The following is a 20,739-nucleotide window of genomic DNA, read 5'->3' on the forward strand; positions in this document are numbered from 1 at the left end:
GCAGGACGGCGCGGCCCTCGCGGTAGGAAACGTATAACGCATGGCCATCGACCGATCCTCTTCGAACGATTTTGGGCGCCCGTTGCGCCGCTTGTTGCTGGCCGTGATCGTGCTGGTGCTGGCTGGTATCTTTCTGCTGTGGCGGATCGACAGCCCCCGTGTGGAACGGTTTCGGGCCCAGATCACCGACCGCTTTGTTCCAAATCTGGAATGGGCCATGGCACCGGTCACCGGTACCGTAAACCTGTTTCGCGACTTCCAAAGCTATCAACGGCTGACCGTGCAGAATCAGGAACTGCGTTCCGAGCTGCGCAAGATGCAGACCTGGAAAGAAGCTGCCTTGCAGCTTGAACAGGAAAACGCCCGTTTGCTGGACCTGAACAAGGTTCGTCTGGACCCGCGCCTGACCCATATTACCGGCGTGGTGCAGGCAGACTCGGGTTCGCCCTTCCGGCAATCGGTGTTGCTGAACGTCGGTGCGCGGGATGGCATCGTTGATGGTTGGGCGACCGTGGACGGCATCGGGCTTGTGGGCCGTATCTCTGGTGTGGGTGAGAATACCGCGCGCGTGATACTGGTGACCGACACCTCAAGCCGGATACCAGCCGTGATCCAGCCGTCGGGGCAACGGGCGATTATCGCGGGCGACAATTCAGCCGCACCGCCGATTGATTTCCTCGAAAACCCTGATTTGGTACGCCCCGGCGATCGTGTTAGCAGTTCGGGCGACGGCGGTGTCTTTCCCGCCGGCATCTTGATCGGACAGGTTGCCGCCGACCCGGGCGGGCGGCTGCGCGTGCGGCTTGCGGCTGACTTTGAACGGCTAGAGTTCCTACGCGTCCTGCGCCACCATGGGTCCGAAAAGGTGAACGAAGACGCGGCGGTCATCCGCGAAGACGGCCCCCGCCTGATCGCGCCTTTGCCAATTGCACCTGAGACTGAATGATGGATGATCTGTCGACCCTGCGGTTATGGCTGATGCGCACGGCGTTTCTGCTGTTGGCGCTGGTGCTGCTGTTTTTCCATCTGCTCCCGCTTGATACCCAGCCGATCGCGTTGTTCGCACCCGACCTGTCGCCCCCCCTTGCGACCATCGACCCCGCAGAGGCGCGGTTGCGCGCTTTGCTGGATCAAGGCAGCGACCGCATCTGGATTGCCCCTGATCTGTTGATCGCCTTTGCGTTGGCGTGGTCTGTGCGGCGGCCCGACTATGTGCCTGCGGTGCTACTGGCTGTTGCGTTTCTGCTGACCGATCTGCTGTTGCAACGTCCACCGGGCCTATGGTCGCTGCTTGCGCTGCTGGCATGCGAAAACATGAAGACCCGCGGACGCACCCTGCGTGACAGCACCTTCGGCGCCGAATGGCTGGCGGTGTCGCTGTGGCTGATCGGTATTTTGATGCTGAACCGGATCGTGTTATCTTTGCTGTTGGTCCCGCCGCCACAATGGTCGCTTAGCCTGCTTGAGCTGGGCATGACGATCCTGACTTATCCGGCTGTGGTGTTCGTGACCCATGCGCTGATGGGCGTGCGCAAATCCGCCCCCGGTGATCTGGACAGTATGGGCGGTCGCTCATGAGGAGAGCAGAATGAGACGCAGCAGAGCCGATAGCGACGCCAGCCACTCAAAGCTGAGCCGCCGTGCTGTATTGCTGGGCAGCGCGCAGCTGTTGTTCATGGGCGGGCTGGCGGCACGGATGAACTATTTGCAGGTGGATCAGGCCGATCAGTTTCGCCTGCTGGCCGAAGAGAACCGGATCAACATCCGGCTGATCCCGCCGGCGCGTGGCGAAATTTTCGACCGGAACGGGGTGAGGTTGGCGCAGAACGTGCCGTCCTACCGTATCGTGATTGTGCGCGAAGACGCCGATGATGTCGACGCGGTGATGCAACGTCTGGGCGAAGTGATCGACCTTGACCCCGAAGTGCGCGCACGCGCGATGGCCGAGATCAAGCGATCTGCCCCGTTCCTGCCTGTCACCGTGGCCGACGATGTCAGCTGGGACGAAGTCAGCCGCGTGTCGGTGAACGCCCCTGCCCTGCCCGGTGTCAGCCCCGAAGTCGGCCTGACCCGTGTCTATCCGCGCGGATCGGATTTTGCCCATATCGTTGGCCGTGTGGGCCGCGTCAGCCAAGCCGATCTGGACGCGCTGGAAAACCCCGATGCGGTTCTGCGTATCCCGCGGTTCCAGATCGGCAAGATCAACGTAGAGGCCCGCCAGGAATCCCTTTTGCGGGGTTCTGCCGGTACCAAACAGGTCGAAGTCAACGCCACCGGCCGCGTGATGCGCGAACTGGCCCGCCGCGAAGGACAGTCCGGTGCTGACATTCAGCTGACCATCGATTCCAATCTGCAGAACTTTGTACAGGCCCGTCTGGGTAACGAAAGCGCTGCGGTGGTGATCATGGATTGTGATAACGGCGATCTGGTCGCAAACGCCTCGTCGCCCAGCTATGATCCGAACCTCTTTATCGGGGGGATTTCTTCAGCGGACTACAACCCGCTGCTGCAATCCATCTATCGCCCGCTGGTGAACAAGACCGTGCAGGGCACCTATCCGCCCGGATCGACCTACAAGATGGTCGTCGCCATGGCCGCACTTGAAGACGGCATCGTCGGCCCCGAGGAAACCACATACTGCCCCGGGCACCTCGAAGTGGGCGGACGCCGGTTCCACTGTTGGAAACGCGCAGGGCACGGCTGGATCGACCTTGAAAACTCGCTCAAGCAATCCTGCGACGTCTATTACTATGATCTGGCGATGAAAGTCGGGATCGAGAAAATCTCGGCCATGGCAAACCGCTTTGGGCTGGGGTGGAAACATGATCTGCCACTATCCTCTGTTGCGGCAGGTCTGGCCCCGACGAAAGCATGGAAACAAAGCGCGCGTGGCGATTCATGGGTGATCGGGGATACGGTGAATGCCTCTATCGGGCAGGGCTTCACGCTCAGCTCGCCACTGCAACTGGCGGTGATGACGGCGCGGATCGCGACCAACCGCGCCGTGGTCCCACGGCTGATCAAATCGATCGACGGCGTCGAACAAGCCAGCGGCGCGGGCGAGACCTTGGGCATGAACGAAAACAACATGCGTCAGGTCCGCAAAGGCATGTATTCGGTGGTCAACGACCGGCGCGGCACAGGCTACCGGTCGCGGGTCATCGCCGACGGGGTGCGCATGGCGGGTAAAAGCGGCACCAGTCAGGTACGCAACATCACCGCCGCCGAACGCGCGCGCGGGGTTAGCCGCAACGAAGACCTGCCATGGGAGCGCCGTGACCACGCGCTATTCGTCGCCTTCGCGCCCTATGACAAGCCGCGCTATGCGGTATCGGTGCTGGTGGAACACGGCGGCGGCGGATCGACCGCAGCCGCCCCCATCGCCCGCGACGTCATGCTGCAAGCGATCTATGGCGGAGAGCCACCGCTGGACGCCTACCCCACCGCCGACCGTGGCCGCATCGCCGAACAACAAAAAGCCCTGCGCGCGATCCAGCCCCAAGCGGATTTCAGCGGGAAAGACCAAGCATGAGCTATCTTGAATATACGGTCAAACATGTCCCCACAGGCTTTGCCAAGATCCTGCATCTGAACTGGCCGCTGACCATCCTGCTGGCCGCTGTCTCGGGGGTGGGGTTCTTGATGCTGTACTCGGTCGCGGGGGGCAGTTTTAACCCTTGGGCCGAACCGCAAATGAAACGCTTTGCCTTGGGGATCGTGCTGATGATTGCCGCCGGTATGGTGCCGATCTGGCTTTGGCGGAACCTCGCGGGCGTGGCCTATTTCGGCACGGTGATCCTGTTGATCGGGGTCGAACTTTTCGGTGCCGTCGGCATGGGCGCACAGCGCTGGATCGAGCTCGGGTCGTTCCGCCTGCAACCATCAGAGCTGATGAAGATCACACTGGTGATGATGCTGGCGGCCTATTACGACTGGCTCCCGCCCAAGAAAACCTCGCGGCCGCTGTGGGTGTTGTTGCCGGTCCTGATGATTCTGTTCCCCACAGCGCTGGTGCTCAAGCAGCCCGATCTGGGCACCGCGATCCTGTTGATGGCCGCCGGCGGCGGGCTGATGTTCCTTGCAGGGGTGCACTGGGGCTATTTCGCCGTCGTTATCGCAGGCGCGGTGGGACTGGTGACGGCGGTATTCCAGTCCCGCGGCACCCCGTGGCAACTGATCAAGGACTACCAGTTCCGGCGGATCGATACCTTCATCGACCCCAGCACCGACCCGTTGGGCGCGGGCTATCACATCACCCAATCCAAGATCGCGCTAGGCTCTGGTGGCTGGACCGGCCGCGGGTTCATGCAAGGCACCCAGTCGCGCCTGAACTTCCTGCCCGAGAAACACACCGATTTTATCTTTACCACGCTGGCCGAGGAATTCGGCTTTGTCGGCGGTTTTTCCCTGCTGGGCCTCTATGCGCTGATCATCGTGTTCTGCGTCGCGGCGGCCTTGATCAACAAGGACCGTTTCTCGTCGCTGCTAACCCTTGGTATCGCGCTGAACTTCTTTTTGTTCTTCGCCGTGAACATGTCGATGGTGATGGGGCTGGCACCTGTTGTCGGTGTGCCGCTGCCGCTCGTCAGCTATGGCGGATCGGCAATGCTGGTGTTGCTGCTGGCCTTTGGCCTTGTACAATCGGCGCATGTCCACCGCCCCAGATAGGAATCCTATGTCCCTGAACGTCCTTTTCGCCGCCCGCCCCGAACGCTGGGTGACGTATGAAGCCCCCCTGCGCCAAGCGCTCGACGCCGCAGGGATCACGGCGCATCTGTCAACGGATATTCCGGCCCAAGATGTCGATTACATCGTCTATGCACCCAATAGCACGCTACAGGATTTCACCCCCTACACGCGGGCCAAGGCGGTGCTGAACCTCTGGGCGGGGGTAGAAAATATCACCAACAATGACACGCTGCATATCCCGCTGGCTCGGATGGTGGATCCGGGCCTGACCAAAGGCATGGTTGAATGGGTCACGGGCCATGTGATGCGCTATCATCTGGGGCTGGACGAGGACATTCGCAAGACGGACACCGATTGGACCCCGCGCACCCCGCCGCTGGCACAGGAACGTCAGATCACCATTCTGGGCCTTGGTGCCTTGGGCGCGGCTGTGGCCGAGACATTGGTGTCTCTGGGCTTCAACGTCACCGGCTGGTCGCGCAGCCCCAAAGAGATTTCAGGCGTAACGTGTCTGCATGGGAACGACGGGCTAAAGGATGCCCTACGCAGCGCCGAGATCGCGGTAATGCTGCTGCCCAACACCCCTGATACCGAGAACACGCTGAATGCCGAAACCCTAGCACAGATGCCTAAGGGCGCGTTTATTATAAACCCAGGCCGCGGGGCGTTGATCGATGACGACGCGTTGCTGGCTGCGTTGGATACCGACCAGATCGCCCATGCCACGCTGGATGTGTTCCGCGTCGAACCGCTGCCTTCCGAGCACCCCTATTGGGCGCACCCCAAGGTCACTGTTACCCCCCATATCGCCGCTGAAACCCGCGCCATCACAGCAGCACAGGCCGTCGTGGAAAATATCCGCCGCGGCGAAGCCCAAGAGCCTTTTTTGCATCTAGTGGACCGCGCCAAAGGCTACTGAGCCGCCCGGCCGCTGCCGCAGGATTTGAGTTTATTTGGCAAAATGAAGCAGCGAGCGTCGCCCCTTCATTTTGCCTTTTAAACTCTCGCCGAAGGCATCTTTGCCACGCGCGCTCAGGCCGCGGTAAGACCCCGCCCCTTTAACAAGGCCTCTACCCCCGGCAATCTGCCGCGGAACGCCTTATAGAGTTCTGCTGCGTCCTGACTGCCGCCGGTCGACAGGATGTGCTGCTCTAGCGCCGCCGCGCGGTCGGGATCAAAGGCGCTGCCAGCTTCTTCAAAGGCGGCAAAGGCGTCTGCGTCCATCACTTCGGACCACATATAGCTGTAGTAGCCGCTGGAATAGCCATCGCCTGAAAAGACATGGGCAAACTGCGGCGTGGCGTGGCGCATGGTGATCGCGTCGGGCATACCAAGATCGGCCAGCACCTGTGCCTGTTTCGCCATGGGGTCAACGGGTGCCGCGCCATCGTGGAATTCAAGATCCACCAGCGCAGAGGCGACATATTCGACCGTGGAAAACCCCATATCAAAGTTTGCAGCCCCTAAAACCTTTTCAAGCATTTCTGCCGGCATCGGTTCGCCTGTCTTGGCGTGGGTGGCGTACTGGCTCAGGACCTCAGGCACCTCCAGCCAATGCTCGAACAGCTGGCTCGGCAGTTCGACGAAATCACGGGCGACCGATGTACCGCTAACGGATTCATAGGTCACGTCCGACAGCATCTGGTGCAGCGCATGGCCGAATTCATGAAAGAGCGTGCGCGCGTCGTCGTAGGACAGCAGCGCGGGCGATGCTTTGGCAAAGTTGCACACGTTCATCACCACCGGCGACTGCACATCGGGAAATTTCGCCTGCGACCGCATGGCGCTGCACCACGCGCCCGACCGTTTTGACCCGCGCGCAAAATAGTCACCGATGAACACAGCCACATGTGCGCCGTCTCGTGTGACCTCCCACGCGCGGCAATCGGGGTGATAAAGCGCGACATCGAGGGGTTTGAATTCGAGAGAGAAGAGCCGTGTGGCGCAGTCAAAGGCCGCGTCGATCATCCGGTCCAACTGGAAATACGGTTTCAACGCGGCTTCATCGAGATCATGTTCCGCCACCCGCCGTTTTTGCGCATAGTAGCGCCAGTCCCACGGGGCCAGATCGCCGTTTACGCCATCGTCGTGCATCATGCGGGTCAGCACCCCGGCGTCTGCCTCTGCCTGTGCTTTGGCAGGTGCCCAGACATCCATAAGCAAGTGACGCACGGCCTTTGGTGTTTTCGCCATCTCTGTTTCCAGCTTGTAGGCGGCAAAGTTGTCATAGCCCAGAAGCTTGGCCCGTTCCTCGCGCAGCGCAAGGGTTTCAGCAGCGATGCCGCGGTTGTCGGTATCGCCGCCGTTGGCCCCACGCGACTGCCACGCCAGAAACGCTTTTTCGCGCAGATCGCGGCGGGGAGAGGATTGCAGGAACGGCGTGATCAGCGACCGCGAAAGGGTGATCACCGGCGTGCCTGCCTCTTTTTCTTCGCCAGCAGCGCGGGCGGCATCGATGACGAAGTCGGGCAGCCCTTCCAGATCGGATTCTTCCAGCGGCATGAACCAACTGCGTTCATCGGCCAACAGGTTCTGGGTGAACTGTGTCCCCAGCACGGCGAGCCGGTTCTTGATCTCTTTCATCCGCGCATCGGCCGCCCCGTCCAGCGCCGCGCCTGCGCGGACAAAGCCGCGGTGGGTCAGCATCAGCACCCGTGCCTGCTCTGGCGTCAGGTCAAAGCTGTCGCGGTTTTCCCAGACCGATGCGACCCGCGCGAACAGCGCCTTGTTGCTTGAGATTTCAGAGAAATGTGCCGACAGCAGCGGCGAGAATTTGCGTTGCAGGTCTTCGCGCACGGGGTTGCTATCTGCCCCTGCGACGGTGAAAAACACGCCCAACACGCGGTCAAGCTGGCTGCCTGCTTCCTCGAGCGCCTCGATCGTGTTTGAGAATGTCGGCTCGTATTCGCACTCGGCGATGGCTTCGATTTCCATGCGGTGCGTCTGCAGTGCCTCGTCCAGCGCGGGGGCGAAATCATCGTCGGAGATCTGGTCGAAGGGAGCAATCTCGAACGGGGTGTCCCAATCCTGTAGCAACGGGTTTGTCATGGCGGTCTCCTTTACGGGTCAAGCTATGCACTGCAGCAGGGCAATACAATCGCAATACCCGCGCGCGGAACCCCCATGACGGGTCGTCTATTCGCCCGCGTCGCCACAGATCGGGCAGTCGTCGCGCTTGGATACGCCGATCACGCGGTTCTCGCCGTAAAGCGCGTCATACATCAGCATTTGCCCACGCAAGGGGGCACCGGCACCGGTGATAAGCTTGATTGCCTCGGACGCCATCATCGCACCGATCACACCGGGCAGCGGGCCGATCACACCGGCCTGCGCGCAGCTGGGGGCCAGATGTGCCGCAGGGGCCTGCGGGAAGATGCATTGGTAGCAGGGCGCACCCTTTGAAGGGTCAAAGATGCTGAGCTGCCCTTCCCATTGCGACAGTGCGCCCGAAATCAGCGGCAGCCCTGCGGCGACGCAGGTGCGGTTCACCAGATAGCGGGTGTCGAAATTATCGGTGCCGTCCAGCACCAGATCGTAGTCGGCGAAAAGCTCTGCCGCGATGTCGTCGGTCAGGCGGCGATGGTAAGGGCGCACGGTGACAAAGGGGTTCTGGGCTTCCATCTCGGCCTGTGCAGAGAAGACTTTGGGCGTGCCGATGGCGCTGTCCTTATGGATCACCTGCCGTTGAAGGTTGGCGTTTTCAACGATGTCGTCGTCGATCACGCCAATGGTCCCGACACCGGCAGCCGTCAGATATTGCAGCACCGGTGCCCCAAGCCCACCTGCCCCGATGACCAGTACCCGCGCTTGCTTGAGCGCCTTTTGACCCGTCCCGCCGACTTCGCGCAGCACGATATGACGGGCATAGCGGTTTAGCTCGGTCTCTGAAAACGTGCCGGTTTGCGCGGCGGGTTTGGTGTCGCTTGCGGGTTCGGCCCGCGCACGCAATCGGTTCAGCCCCCAGCTATAGCCAAAGATCAGCAGCAAAAATCCGGTCAGCAGCAGCCAAGGCGCCGCCGTACCCCCCGTCGCGACACGCAAGGGATGCGTCGCCGGCAGCAACAGGTTCAAGCCGATCACCAGACCAAACACCATGCCCAACATCACGACCCGTCGTTCGCGTGGCTGGCCAAATGCGGCCCCCGCGCCCCAGATCAGCGCGGCCAGTCCCAAAACCAGCAGCATCAAGCGGCCCCGCCTGTGGCGCGCAGTTTTGGTTGCGTGTGTGATTGGCGCATAAGGCCCCCGCTTTGTTTTTCGGGTATTCAGACCCTAAAGCGGCAACCTAAGCATTTTTCCGCCGACACCAACCCAAAACGTAAACGGACAGGCCCACAGAGCGGCAAGCGTCGCTCCGCTGCATCAGGTTAAAAGACACGCGCCCCCTCGACCCATGTTTCGTGCAGGATCGGCAACCCGTCGAGCCGCGCGAACCGGATCACATCGCCACGTGCCCCGACTTCAAGCGTCCCGCGATCCGTCAGACCCGCACGATGCGCCGGAGCGCGGGTCACCGTCGACAAACCACGCGACAGATCGCCCCAAAGATCGCCCAATTGTAGCGCCGCGATCAACAGCCCCGCGGGCACATAATCCGATGACAGAATATCAAGCCGATCTGCCTTGGCCAGATCGAGCGCTGCGACATTGCCGGAATGGGACCCACCGCGAATGACATTCGGCGCGCCCATAATCGTCGCGATCCCGTTGGCGTGGCAGCGGTTGGCGGCCTCTACGGTGGTGGGAAATTCGGCCAGCCGTACCCCGTAGTCGTGACTGGTATCGACCTGCTCTGCCGTGGTGTCGTCATGACTGGCCAGTGCCGCGCCATAGCGGGCAGCAGCCGCAACCGTCGCGGCCTCATGGGCTTTGCCGTACTGCTTTTGCACGTCGTAAAGATACGCGACATGGCGCTGGAACGCGGCTGCGTCAAAGCTGTGTTTGCCGCGCACGTAGCCCTCGAATTTCGACAGGTCCCGAAACTGGCGCTGACCAGGGGTGTGGTCCATCATCGACACAATGCCCACGCGATCCTCGGGGCCGAACTCTGCCAGCTCTTCGGCCAGCGTTTCCGAACAAATCTCGGCGCGCAGGTGGATGTGGTGGCTGATCCGCAAGGCGCGGGCATCGCGCATGGCCAGAATGGTATCAACCATGCCGCGCGCGTATTTCTGATACTGATGCTCGGCCGAAATCATCGACCCCACGCGGATCGCATCAAACACCGTGGTGATCCCGGTCCCGGCGAGCTCTCGGTCATGGGCGAGGATCGCGGCGCGGTGCGGCCAGTCGACCTTGGGGCGCGGCGACATGTGCCGTTCAAGGTTATCGGTATGCAGTTCAACCAGACCGGGCGCGATGTAATCCCCCTGCATGTCCCGCGCGCCCTTTGGCACGGCGGCGCCGGTATCAATATCGGTGATCACCCCATCTGCAATGCGGATCGCGCCGGTTTCGACCCTATCGCGCAGGATCAGACGGGCATTGGCAAAAATCGTCTCTTGGGTCATGGCTTTATCTTCTGACTGGATTGGCCAGCCGTACAGGCTGTTTGGGAAAGATGCTGGCGTATGGTGGTAACGGTCTGCGCCAGCGGGCCGTTGTTGCAGATTACATGGTGGCGAATACCCGTCGGCATCGCGAAATCCGCCCGCGCCAAGCGACGCTCGATCTCGTCTGCGTCCTCGCGGTTTCGCGCGGTCAGACGGGATGCAAGCACATCGCGATCCGCGCACAGCAGGATGACACAGAACCGCGCGAACAAAGCCTGCGCCTGTGGCAAGACGGCACGCGACAGGTTTACCAACACTTCACGCCCCTGCGCCACCTCCAGTGCCACAGACTGCGGGATACCGTAGTGCCACCCGTGCGCATGCCAGCTGAGAATAAACGCGCCGTCATCCTCGGCCTTCCTAAAGGCACGTTCTGACACGCCGTCAAAATCCTCGCCGCCCAGCGCGGTGGGACGCGAGATCACGCGTCGGGCGAGCACGAGCGACGGGTCTGCCGCAGCCAAACCTTCCATCACGCTGTCTTTGCCAACGCCCGAGGGGCCGACGACAGCAATAAACCGTCCCGTCATGCGGCGCGCCCCGGCGTGTACTGCGTCACATCGAACTGGCGGTCACATATCTCATCGCGGGCGGCGTGGTCATGGAAGATACCAATGATTGCAGCGCCCCGCGCCTTCGCCTCGGCAATCATCGCAAGCACGGTGGCACGGTTTGTCGGATCAAGACTGGCGGTAGGTTCATCCAGCAAAAGCGCCGGATAGGGATAGGCAAAACCGCGCGCGATATTCACGCGCTGCTGCTCCCCGCCAGAGAAGGTCGTGGGGCTCAGCTGCCACAGGCGTTCGGGGATGTTCAGTCTGTGTAACAGGGTTTTTGCCTGCGCCTCGGCCGTCGCTCGGTCCGATCCGGTCGCCATCAGCGGCTCGGCCACTACATCCAGTGTCGATACACGCGGCACGACCCGCAGGAACTGGCTGACATAGCCCAACGTCGTGCGGCGCAGCTGGATCACCTGGCGTGGTGCCGCGGTTACGACATCCAGATCGCCTACCATAATCCGGCCCGACTGGGTCAGATAATTGCCGTAAATCATCCGCATCAGGGTCGATTTACCGGCCCCCGACGCGCCCACCAAGGCGATACATTCCCCCTTTGCGACTGACAAAGAGGCCCCCGCCATGACAGAGATTTCAGCAGCCCCCTGATTGTGCAGCACAAAGGATTTCGACACGTTTTCGACAGTAATCATCGGGCTCATACCTGTAGGACAGAGGAAACAAGAAGCTGCGTATACGCATGCTGCGGATCGTCGAGCACCTGATCGGTCAGGCCGCTCTCTATGACATGGCCGTCTTTCATCACCATCAGCCGGTCGGCGAGCAATCGCACCACAGCCAGATCGTGGGTCACGATGATGGCGCTCAGCCCCATTTCGCGGACCAGCCCGCGCAGCAGGTCCAGCAATCGCGCCTGTACGCTGACATCCAGACCGCCAGTCGGCTCATCCATAAAGACCAAGCGAGGGCCCGTCACCAGATTGCGCGCGATCTGCAGCCGTTGCTGCATCCCGCCGGAAAAGGCCGTGGGGCGGTCGTCGATCCGGTCGGCGCTGATCTCGACCCGGCCCAGCCAATCGATTGCCTTGTCGCGGATGTCTCCGTAATGGCGCGCGTTCACGGCCATCAGCCGTTCGCCGACATTGCCGCCCGCACTGACGTTCATGCGCAACCCGTCGCGGGCATGTTGATGAACGAATGCCCAGTCAGTGCGCGACAGCATGCGGCGTTCGGGCTCGCTCATCGTGACAGTATCGCGCAAGCCCTCAGTGCGGGTGTCAAAGCGCACCGCACCTGCGTCGGGCTGCAAATGCCCCGCCATACAGTTCAGCAAGGTCGACTTCCCCGACCCGCTTTCCCCGACGATGCCCATTACCTCGCCCGGATAAAGATCAAAGGACACATCCGTGCACCCGATCCGCGCGCCGTACATCTTGGCGATGCCTTCCACTTGCAACAACGGGGTCATGCCGCGTCCTCCGCCAAAGGGGTGCCCTGCGCGCCACAATGCCCTGCAGCGCGACGCGAGCCGCAATAATCCGTGTCCGAACACATGAACATCCGACCGCCGGCATCATCCATGATCAGCTCGTCCAGATAGCTGTCTGTCGCGCCGCACAGATCACAGGCGTGATCTGCTTTGGTCGGCTCGAACGGGTAGTCATCAAAATCCAGACTGACGACCTTGGTATAGGGCGGCACCGCATAGATGCGCTGTTCACGGCCTGCACCAAACAACTGGATACCTGCCATCTCTAGCTTTGGGTTGTCGAACTTCGGGATCGGCGACGGGTCCATGACATAGCGCCCCTCTACCTTCACCGGATAAGCATAGGCGGTGGCAATCGCACCATGCTGGCTGATGTCCTCGTAAAGTTTCACGTGCATCAATCCGTATTCCTCAAGGCTGTGCATCTTGCGGGTCTCTACCTCTGACGGCTCGAGAAACCGCAGCGGTTCGGGGATCGGCACCTGATAGACAAGGATCTGGTCCTCGCGCAGGGGCGCTTCGGGGATGCGGTGACGGGTCTGGATCACGCTGGCCTCGGTGGTGGCTTCGGTCACGGCGACACCCGCCGTTTTCTCGAAAAACCGCCTGATAGAGACTGCATTGGTGGTGTCATCGGCCCCCTGATCGATCACCTTGAACCGGTCTTCGGGCGTCAATACCGCCGCCGACACCTGCACACCGCCCGTGCCCCAACCATAAGGCATCGGCATCTCGCGGCTGGCAAAAGGCACTTGGTAGCCCGGGATCGCCAACCCTTTCAGGATCGCGCGGCGGATCATGCGTTTGGTCTGCTCGTCCAGATAGGCGAAGTTATAGTCGCTCATGACGCCACCCCTTCCTTCATTTTGCCTTTTAAACTCCCCCCGGAGGGGCCCTCCCCCTCGGCTTGTCCCCCCGCCTGCGACCCTGCCTGCGCGTCACGGCGTAGCTTGCGGATCAGCTCCAGTTCGGATTGGAAATCGACGTAGTGGGGCAGTTTGATATGCTCCAGAAACCCCGTCGCCTGAATATTGTCGGCGTGGTACAGCACGAATTCCTCGTCCTGCGCGGGTGCGCCCAGATTATCCTCGCCCAACTCCTTCCAGCGCAGCGCGCGGTCGACCAGCGCCATAGAGATCGCCTTGCGCTCGGTCATGCCAAAGACCAGCCCATAGCCCCGCGTGAACTGCGGCGGCTCCGTCTTCGAGCCGGTGAACTGATTGACCGTCTCGCATTCGGTCAGGGTGATTTCACCGATGTCGATGGCAAAATCCAATTCGGGTATGTCCATCTCTACGGCCACGGCACCGATGCGCAGCTCTGCCACAAAAGCGTGGTTGCGTGCGTAGCCCCGTTGGGTGGAGTAAGCCATGCCAAGGATAAACCCCTCATCCCCGCGTGTTAGAGCCTGCAATCGCAAGGCACGGCTGGCCGGAAGCTCCAACGGGCTGCGGGTCAGATCGTCAGGTTTCTCTGCTCCTGCGGGTTCCGCTTGAATCAGGTCCTCGCGGTCAAGAAAGCTCATGATATGAGGCGTTTCACCTGCATTAGGGTCTGTTTGCGACATCTCTGCGACCTCGCCATCGGCGGCGAGTTTGAAGTCCAGCAGACGGTGGGTATAGTCGAATGTCGGCCCCAGGACCTGCCCGCCCGGTGCGTCCTTGAACGTGGCCGAGACACGGCGGTCACACGCCATCGCAGCGGTATCCACCGGATTAGAGCCGCCAAAACGGGGTAGCGTGGTGCGGTAGGCCCGGATCAGGAAGGTCGCCTCTATCAGATCGCCGCGCGATTGTTTGATCGCCAGCGCGGCAAGGTCGGGATCATAAAGCGACCCTTCCGCCATCACGCGATTGACGGCCAGCGTCATCTGTTCGCGGATCTGATCGACGCCCAGTTCCGCCACATCGCGATCGCCGCGCCGCTCCTCGGCCAGCCACGCATGGGCGTTGTCGATGGCGCGTTCGCCCCCTTTGACTGCAACATACATCAGCGAACCCTCGTCGTGCGTGGCAGCGCAGCAAGCCGGTCTGCGCAGGTGAAAATGAAATCCAGCCCCAGTGGGAACAGCGTGACATTCGCTTGAAAAGCGGCGCAGTCCGGCAGCGACAGGTTGGTACTGTCTTTGATGCCCGGACCGCTCAGGGTCGCACCATGGGGGGAAAGTTCGGGCATCTCGACGATCAGCGTTGCTGACCTGTCGGGGTATTCTGCGGTGCCGATGGCGAACTTTGCGAGAGGCAGATCGTCCCAGCCCCCCACGGCAAACATCGCCTTATCGGCAGGCGCAAAAGGCGCGCCGGTTTGAAAGGTGATCCAGTCGCGCACATCTTGCGTATCACAGGCCGCCCCCAGATAGATCGGCGTATCGGGATCACACAGCGTCAGGATCGCGGTACCTGCTGCCACGCTAAGCGGCGCGGGCGGGGTGGCACCTGATACGTCACAAACCGTGCCGGGGCGGGCCATGGCGGTCATCAGCCCGCGAAAGGCGCGGGCAGCGTCGATTGGGGCGTTGGTAAAGCCGCCCTCCAAAGCATGGGCCTGCATCAGTCTTCCCCTCGTACCATTGTAAAGAAATCAACCTTCGTTGCAGCAGCCTTGGCCGCGCGGGTGGTTTTAGCCGCGTCGCGCGCCTTGCGCAGCGGTGTGAGAATGGCCGCCTCTACTTGCCCCGCCGCGTCGGTTTGCATCAACGCATCAATCAGTGCGGTCCGAAGCGCATGGTCCTTGCTGCGCCCTTGCACATAGCCGTGCCCCACCGTGCCACAGCCCAGTTTCACCGAGGCGCGGGTGACGGACATCTCGCCAAGGTTAAACGCGGCCCCCACGGCTCCTGCCCGCCCGCGCACCATCACGCCGCCAATCTCTGGCGCGCGCAAAATACTGTGATCGGGGTGGGTGTCATAGGCGGTCCACAGGCGTGCGATCTCGGCTGCGGGGGATTTGGCCAACAGGCCTAACCACGCCTTACGCTCTGCATTAGGGTCGATTTGTGTGTTCATCATATTCATCTAGACACCTTTTCGAGTTGTCTATACAACTAGACAAATACTAGCCGCCGCGCGTACCAGCGCCAAGCCCTCCTTTTGCGAAATATTTGTGACATGCCCCAACGCACCCCGATCTGGACCGCCATCGCCCATAGTCTGCGCAGTGATATTGGCTCTGGCGTCTATGGCCCTGATGACAAGCTACCGACCGAAAGCGCGCTTGCTGCGCGGTTCGGGGTGAACCGGCATACGGTGCGCCATGCGATAAAGGCGCTGACTGACGAAGGGCTGGTCCTGCCGCGGCGCGGTGCGGGGGTGTTTGTGACCTCTACCCCCACCGATTACCCCATTGGCCGCCGCGTCCGTTTTCACCAGAACCTCACCGCACAGGGGCGCATTCCGGGCAAGGAGTTCCTGACGCTGGAAACCCGCACCGCACGACCCGAGGAAAGCAGCGCGCTTGCCTTGGCCGAGAACGCGCAGGTGCAGGTCTGCGAGGGGCTGTCCTTTGCTGATGATCAGGTGATTGCGCTGTTTCGCAGCGTCTTCTCTGCCGCGCGTTTCCCCGACATGCTGGCGCATCTTGAGCAGGCGCAATCCGTGACGGCGGCGCTGCGGCTGGGGGGCGTGACAGACTATACCCGCGCCTCGACCCGCATCAATGCCAAGCTCGCCAGCGCCACCCAAGCCCTGCATCTGCGCGTGGCCGAAGGCGCGCCGATCTTGCGCACGATCAACCTGAACGTGGATGATCAAGGCCAACCGCTGGAATACGGGCGCACGTGGTTTGCGGGGGACAAAGTGACCCTGACACTGGCAGATTCCTGAGGCGGCCGGCGTTATTCGTACCGTTCCAGAAACGCCTCTGCTGAAAGCGATCGGAAGTCCCCAAGCGCGCGGTGCAGCGCGTCGTGGGGCCAGTCCCACCACGCCAGCGCCATCATGCGGTCAGCGATACTTGGGCTGAACCGCGCGCGCAGCGGCACTGCAGGTATGCCCGCGACGATCATATAAGGGGCGACGTCCTTGGTCACGATCGCCCCGCCCGCCACAACGGCCCCGTGGCCGATCGTTACCTCTGGCCGGACCTGTGCGCCGTTGCCCAGCCACGTGTCGTGTCCAAGGGTGACGCGCCGCCCACGGCGGTGCGCGAACCAAGCGTCATCGTCAGTCGCATCGTCAAAGTAGTCGCCTGCACGGTAGTGAAAGTGATGCAGGCTGGCTTTCTCCATCGGGTGGTCTGTGGCCCCGATCCGCACATAGGCCGCGATGTTTGCAAACTTGCCCACGGTGGTGTTGGCAATGTCGGCGTAGCGGTCGCAGTAGCTATAGTCACCAAACTGGCTGTGCGCGATACGCGACCCGCGTCCAACCTCTGTGTAGGCTCCGAATGTGGCATCTTTGATCTCGCAGTCGGGGTGGATGAAGGGGGTGTCAGCAGTGAGACGCGGCATCAGTGACCGCCCTCGTCGCCATTGATCAGCTTGCGGCGCAGCCAGCCCGAAAAGCTGTCCATCGCCATGACCATCAGCACGATCAGCACAATGTAGTAGGTCACCTCCTCCCAGTCCTTCTGGGTGGCAATCGCCTGGGTCAGCAGCAAACCGATGCCGCCACCGGTGATCGCCCCGATGATTGTCGCGGACCGCGTGTTGGATTCAAGGAAATACAGGATCTGGCTAAGCAGCACCGGCACGATCTGCGGCAGGACCCCAAAGCGATAGCGTTGCAGCGGTTTCGCCCCGGTGGATGTGATGCCTTCGATCTGTTTGCCGTCGACGTTCTCAAGCGCTTCCGAGAACATCTTGCCGAAGGACCCCGTGTCGGTCAGCAGGATCGCCAGTGCCCCCGTCAGCGGCCCCGGCCCAAAGGCCCGCGACAGCACGATGGTCCAGATCAGCCCGTCAACCCCGCGCAGAAAATCGAACATGCGCCGCGCCGCAAACCTGAGCGACCGCAGCGGGGTAAAGTTCTTGGCGGCCAGAAACCCCAGCGGCAAAGCGATGATCGCTGCGCCAAACGTGCCAAGGAATGCCATCAACAACGTCTCGTACAACGCCCAAGCCACATCGCCATGACGCCACATGCGGTTGGTCCAGAAATCGTGGAAGATCGCGCCTGCTTCGCCGCTGACCGCGCGCCCCAGCAGTGCAACAGCGCCAACCCCGTGATAAGGGCTGTCGAGCGTGAAAAAGAACAGCTCCCAGCCGTAGTTGTACTTGAACACCTCGGTCCGGTTGCGGGTGAGCGTCAGGCGCCCTGCATCCGTGTTAATCATCACACGGTTCTTGGATGCGCTGATATAGTCGGGGATATCGCCGGGCGGGAATGTCGCCTGAACGCCGCGCTGTCCCGGTTCGGCCACCACGGTGCCGTAGCCCGGGATATCATAGGTCACCTGCGGGCCGAAGGTCACGATATGCCCGCCCCCCAGATCAGCAACGGGGCGATCCCCCAGCGTGACCCAATCGGGGGCCGTACCGGTTTCATATGCGCCTTTCCGCTCGCCTTCGATTGCGATGGAAAACGCGCCGTCGCGGTTGTCCTGCGTGACATGGGTTTTGTAGCTATAGGTATCAGACACCAGCGTGCGGGCGTTGCCGACGTTGATCCGGTCCCCCAGCCCCGCAATATCAAAGGCAAAGAAGATATAGACGAAATAGGCCAGCGCGATCAGGGGCAGCGCCAAAGCGGTCATCCGCTTGCGCGAGAAGTGCACCATCGTTTGGGCGTGAAGGGCGGTCGCGGTCATAGGGTCACCTTTGCACTCGGCAGTCCGTGGGTCAGACGGTTACGAAAAACGGAAGAAAGCTGATCGACGATCACAATCGTCAGGAACAGCAAAAGGAAGATGGCGGCAGCCTCGTCGAATTTGCCCTGCCCCCAGCTCATGGTGTTGCGCAAGTCATAGCCGATGCCACCGGCCCCGACGAAGCCAAGGATCGCAGAGGCGCGGATGTTGATCTCAAAGCGCAGCAGGGCATAGCTGACGTAGTTCGGGGCCACTTGCGGGATCACCCCCAGCCACATGCGCTGGCTCCAGCTGGCCCCGACAGAGGCAAGACCTTCTACCGGTTTGAGAGAGGCGTTTTCATTCACCTCGGAAAAGAGTTTACCCAACGCACCGATGGTATGCAGCGCAATGGCAATCATCGCGGGCACCGGCCCGCCGCCCAGCATAAAGATCAACACCAGCGCGATGACGATCTCGGGGACGGCGCGCAACAGGTCCAGCACGCGGCGCAAGGGACCGACCAGCCACGGCACAGGGGCAAGCCCGCGCGTGACCATCAGCGACAGAAACAGACCGATCATTGCGCCCAGCAGGGTCGACGCCGCGGCAATATTCACCGTCTCGATCAACGACGGTAGGTATTTCGCCATATATCCGGGCAAAAGGTGCCCGCGTTCAATCGCTTCGCCGATCACGTCAGCGGGGAAATCGAGAACGTTCGGCAGCCCGTCCCAGAACCCGCCTGCATTGCGGTCGCCCGCGGTATTAAAGCCGCCCACCAGCAGCGCCACAAAAAGGATCAACAGCACCAGATTCATCCAGCGCTTCGATCTGGCCAGCGCCAGATAGCTGTCCTGAATCCCTGCTCGGTCGGGGTTGGTATGCGATGTCGCAGTCATGGGAAGCCTTTACGTAAAAATGCTGACCCCGATGAGGATCGGAGCCAGCGACAGTGCTTAAATTACTTTAATCAATTCGATTTTGCCTTGCGTGCCTCGATGATCGACACATAGGCGTCATGGGTGATCGGATCGAAACCAAGGCTGTCCCCTGCGGCAACGCCATAGGTACAGTCGGGGTCGATTTCATACAGGGTGTCCACCAATGTGGTCATCTTGTCTTTGACGTCCTGCGGCAGATCACTGCGCAAAACGACGGGGCCTTCGGGGATCGGCTTGGAGCGCCAGATTTCCACCAGATCGTTCATATCAACCAGCCCTGAATCCACCGCTTTGCGCAGCGCCCCCGAGTTATAGCCGTCTTCCCAGTTGCCCTGACCGTCGGCCCAGGTCACCCCTGCGTCGATGTCGCCATTGTTGACCGCAACGATTGTCTGCTCGTGACCGCCGGTGAATTTGACCTCACCAAAGTAGTCACCGGACTCCATGGTGATCCCTTCGCCCATCTGCGGGATCTCGATCGACGGGATCAGATAGCCTGAGGTCGAGTTCGGATCGCCAAAGCCAAAAACCTTACCCTTGACGTCTTCGAGCTTGGTGATGCCGCTGTCGGCGCGGGCAAACCCGATGGAGTGGTAGCCATAAGACCCGTCCACGTTCATTTTCACCAGTACAGGCTCGACCGCTTCGGGGTCTTGCAGATAAACCGCCGCATAGCCCGAGGCACCCAGCCACGCCATGTCCAGCGTGCCGCCCAGCAGACCCTGAATAACGCCGTTATAGTCGGCAGGGGCGAAAATCTTGGTCGGCACACCCAAAGCATCTTCGGTCATGACGCGCATACATTCGTTAGAATTCATCCTGTCCTGAGCGTTCTCGCCGCCCAGAATACCGATGCGGAACTCGGAGATGGCTTCGGCCTGTGCAGCCGCACCCGTCGCAAGGGTTGTCGTCGCCAGAGCAGCAGCAAGTAATTTGTTCATCGGTCGTCTCTCTTCTTTTGTAGATAGGCCCCCAAAGATCGGAGGCAGGGGTGATAGAAAAAACTGGGGGCTATAGCGCCGCCACTACCTTGGGGCGGGGCTCAAGCGTTTCGATCTGGGTCGATGTCGTTGCCTCGGAAAAACTGGCATCGGCACCGTAAATGTCGCGTGCCACACCGGTGGTCAGCTGCGCAGGCGTGCCGTCAAACACGATCCGTCCCTGCCGCATGCCGATGACGCGGTCGCAATAGCGGCGGGCTGTATCCAGCGTGTGCAGGTTCGCGATGACCATGCGCCCGTCTTGTTCGTGGATGTCGCGCAGCGCCTGCATAACCAGCTGCGCATTCATCGGATCAAGCGAGGCGATGGGTTCATCCGCGAGGATAATCGTCGGGTCCTGCATAAGCGCGCGCAATGGCGACCCGTTGCTGCTGCCCGCCCGATAGGGCCTCGGCACGTTTGGGCGCGTGTTCAGCGATGCCCAGACGATCAAGGATATCAATTGCGCGGACAATGTCGTCTTGGGGAAAAATGTTGAACATCGTCGACAGTGTAGACCGGCGGTTCAACGTGCCGTGCAGCACGTTCGACACCACATCCAGCCGCGGCACCAGATTGAACTGCTGAAAGATCATTGCGCAGTGGGATTGCCAGTCACGCTTCTCTGATCCGCGCAGCTTGGTGATATCACGCCCGTTCACCAGTATCTCGCCCGAGCTGGCGGGGGTCAGACAGTTCATCATCCGCAGCAGCGTCGATTTACCGGCACCGGAACTGCCGATGATCCCGATCATCATCGGGCGGTCGACGGAAAAGCTCGCTGCGTGAACGGCTGTATTCGCGCCAAATGTTTTCGTAACGGCTTGAAGCTGAAGCATTCGG

The 20,739-nt window shown here is 61.3% G+C and carries 20 protein-coding genes and 1 pseudogene; 6 read left to right on the forward strand and 15 right to left on the reverse strand.

What is annotated here, in order from left to right:
• Nucleotides 1-40 precede the first annotated feature (40 nt).
• The 5 genes from mreC to E5180_RS10785 are packed head-to-tail and all read left to right on the forward strand — an operon-like array spanning nucleotide 41 to nucleotide 5,608.
• Nucleotides 41-946 (forward strand): rod shape-determining protein MreC, encoded by a 906-nt coding sequence (gene mreC / locus E5180_RS10765; RefSeq protein WP_093731433.1) that lies wholly within the window; start codon nucleotides 41-43, stop codon nucleotides 944-946.
• Entirely contained in the window at nucleotides 943-1,578 is a 636-nt protein-coding gene (locus E5180_RS10770; protein ID WP_138924374.1) for a rod shape-determining protein MreD, read from the forward strand. Before mreC ends, E5180_RS10770 begins: the two co-directional genes overlap by 4 nt.
• Nucleotides 1,579-1,588: 10 nt before the next feature.
• On the forward strand, nucleotides 1,589-3,532 hold the full coding sequence (gene mrdA, locus E5180_RS10775; protein ID WP_138924375.1) for a penicillin-binding protein 2: 1,944 nt from the start codon (nucleotides 1,589-1,591) through the stop codon (nucleotides 3,530-3,532).
• Nucleotides 3,529-4,668, forward strand: a complete 1,140-nt coding sequence (rodA, locus tag E5180_RS10780; RefSeq protein WP_138924376.1) for a rod shape-determining protein RodA — start codon at nucleotides 3,529-3,531, stop codon at nucleotides 4,666-4,668. Before mrdA ends, rodA begins: the two co-directional genes overlap by 4 nt.
• Nucleotides 4,669-4,675: 7 nt before the next feature.
• Nucleotides 4,676-5,608, forward strand: a complete 933-nt coding sequence (locus E5180_RS10785) for a 2-hydroxyacid dehydrogenase (RefSeq protein ID WP_138924377.1) — start codon at nucleotides 4,676-4,678, stop codon at nucleotides 5,606-5,608.
• 113 nt (nucleotides 5,609-5,721) lie between these two features.
• On the opposite strand, the gene E5180_RS10790 is transcribed toward E5180_RS10785, so the two are convergent.
• The 10 genes from E5180_RS10790 to phnG all read right to left on the reverse strand — a co-directional run bounded on the left by E5180_RS10790 (nucleotide 5,722) and on the right by phnG (nucleotide 15,253).
• Nucleotides 5,722-7,737: a M3 family metallopeptidase gene (locus E5180_RS10790; RefSeq protein WP_138924378.1), complete on the reverse strand. Its 2,016-nt coding sequence runs from the start codon at nucleotides 7,735-7,737 to the stop codon at nucleotides 5,722-5,724.
• A gap of 87 nt (nucleotides 7,738-7,824) precedes the next feature.
• Nucleotides 7,825-8,874: a HesA/MoeB/ThiF family protein gene (locus E5180_RS10795; RefSeq protein ID WP_138925193.1), complete on the reverse strand. Its 1,050-nt coding sequence runs from the start codon at nucleotides 8,872-8,874 to the stop codon at nucleotides 7,825-7,827.
• A 182-nt stretch (nucleotides 8,875-9,056) separates the two neighbouring features.
• Nucleotides 9,057-10,199 (reverse strand): alpha-D-ribose 1-methylphosphonate 5-triphosphate diphosphatase, encoded by a 1,143-nt coding sequence (locus E5180_RS10800; RefSeq protein ID WP_138924379.1) that lies wholly within the window; start codon nucleotides 10,197-10,199, stop codon nucleotides 9,057-9,059.
• On the reverse strand, nucleotides 10,196-10,771 hold the full coding sequence (phnN, locus tag E5180_RS10805; protein WP_138924380.1) for a phosphonate metabolism protein/1,5-bisphosphokinase (PRPP-forming) PhnN: 576 nt from the start codon (nucleotides 10,769-10,771) through the stop codon (nucleotides 10,196-10,198). Before phnN ends, E5180_RS10800 begins: the two co-directional genes overlap by 4 nt.
• Nucleotides 10,768-11,451: a phosphonate C-P lyase system protein PhnL gene (gene phnL / locus E5180_RS10810; protein WP_138924381.1), complete on the reverse strand. Its 684-nt coding sequence runs from the start codon at nucleotides 11,449-11,451 to the stop codon at nucleotides 10,768-10,770. Before phnL ends, phnN begins: the two co-directional genes overlap by 4 nt.
• Before the next feature lie 5 nt (nucleotides 11,452-11,456).
• The gene (phnK, locus tag E5180_RS10815; RefSeq protein WP_093731442.1) at nucleotides 11,457-12,227 is read right to left on the reverse strand and encodes a phosphonate C-P lyase system protein PhnK; all 771 of its coding nucleotides are present in this window, start codon (nucleotides 12,225-12,227) and stop codon (nucleotides 11,457-11,459) included.
• Complete coding sequence (locus E5180_RS10820; RefSeq protein WP_138924382.1) at nucleotides 12,224-13,093, reverse strand: alpha-D-ribose 1-methylphosphonate 5-phosphate C-P-lyase PhnJ; 870 nt, start codon at nucleotides 13,091-13,093, stop codon at nucleotides 12,224-12,226. Before E5180_RS10820 ends, phnK begins: the two co-directional genes overlap by 4 nt.
• Nucleotides 13,090-14,238, reverse strand: a complete 1,149-nt coding sequence (locus E5180_RS10825; RefSeq protein WP_138924383.1) for a carbon-phosphorus lyase complex subunit PhnI — start codon at nucleotides 14,236-14,238, stop codon at nucleotides 13,090-13,092. The genes E5180_RS10820 and E5180_RS10825 overlap by 4 nt, the downstream gene beginning before the upstream one ends.
• Nucleotides 14,238-14,798: a phosphonate C-P lyase system protein PhnH gene (phnH, locus tag E5180_RS10830; protein ID WP_138924384.1), complete on the reverse strand. Its 561-nt coding sequence runs from the start codon at nucleotides 14,796-14,798 to the stop codon at nucleotides 14,238-14,240. The genes E5180_RS10825 and phnH overlap by 1 nt, the downstream gene beginning before the upstream one ends.
• Nucleotides 14,798-15,253, reverse strand: coding sequence for a phosphonate C-P lyase system protein PhnG (gene phnG, locus E5180_RS10835; protein WP_441351447.1), 456 nt, complete (start codon nucleotides 15,251-15,253; stop codon nucleotides 14,798-14,800). The genes phnH and phnG overlap by 1 nt, the downstream gene beginning before the upstream one ends.
• 102 nt (nucleotides 15,254-15,355) lie before the next feature.
• On the opposite strand from phnG, the gene phnF reads away from it, so the two are divergent.
• Nucleotides 15,356-16,069: a phosphonate metabolism transcriptional regulator PhnF gene (phnF, locus tag E5180_RS10840; RefSeq protein ID WP_138924386.1), complete on the forward strand. Its 714-nt coding sequence runs from the start codon at nucleotides 15,356-15,358 to the stop codon at nucleotides 16,067-16,069.
• A gap of 11 nt (nucleotides 16,070-16,080) precedes the next feature.
• Here phnF and E5180_RS10845 read toward each other — a convergent pair whose 3' ends face one another.
• The 5 genes and pseudogenes from E5180_RS10845 to phnC form a co-directional block, all read right to left on the reverse strand.
• Entirely contained in the window at nucleotides 16,081-16,695 is a 615-nt protein-coding gene (locus tag E5180_RS10845) for a chloramphenicol acetyltransferase (RefSeq protein ID WP_138924387.1), read from the reverse strand.
• Nucleotides 16,695-17,993: a phosphonate ABC transporter, permease protein PhnE gene (gene phnE, locus E5180_RS10850; protein WP_138924388.1), complete on the reverse strand. Its 1,299-nt coding sequence runs from the start codon at nucleotides 17,991-17,993 to the stop codon at nucleotides 16,695-16,697. The genes E5180_RS10845 and phnE (E5180_RS10850) overlap by 1 nt, the downstream gene beginning before the upstream one ends.
• The gene (phnE, locus tag E5180_RS10855; protein ID WP_138924389.1) at nucleotides 17,990-18,874 is read right to left on the reverse strand and encodes a phosphonate ABC transporter, permease protein PhnE; all 885 of its coding nucleotides are present in this window, start codon (nucleotides 18,872-18,874) and stop codon (nucleotides 17,990-17,992) included. Before phnE (E5180_RS10855) ends, phnE (E5180_RS10850) begins: the two co-directional genes overlap by 4 nt.
• Before the next feature lie 71 nt (nucleotides 18,875-18,945).
• Entirely contained in the window at nucleotides 18,946-19,857 is a 912-nt protein-coding gene (gene phnD / locus E5180_RS10860) for a phosphonate ABC transporter substrate-binding protein (RefSeq protein ID WP_138924390.1), read from the reverse strand.
• Nucleotides 19,858-19,927: 70 nt separating this feature from the next.
• Nucleotides 19,928-20,735, reverse strand: a pseudogene (gene phnC, locus E5180_RS10865) (phosphonate ABC transporter ATP-binding protein).
• Nucleotides 20,736-20,739 lie beyond the last annotated feature (4 nt).

The sequence above is a fragment of the Sulfitobacter sp. BSw21498 genome, from assembly GCF_006064855.1.
In the GTDB taxonomy this organism is placed as follows: domain Bacteria; phylum Pseudomonadota; class Alphaproteobacteria; order Rhodobacterales; family Rhodobacteraceae; genus Sulfitobacter.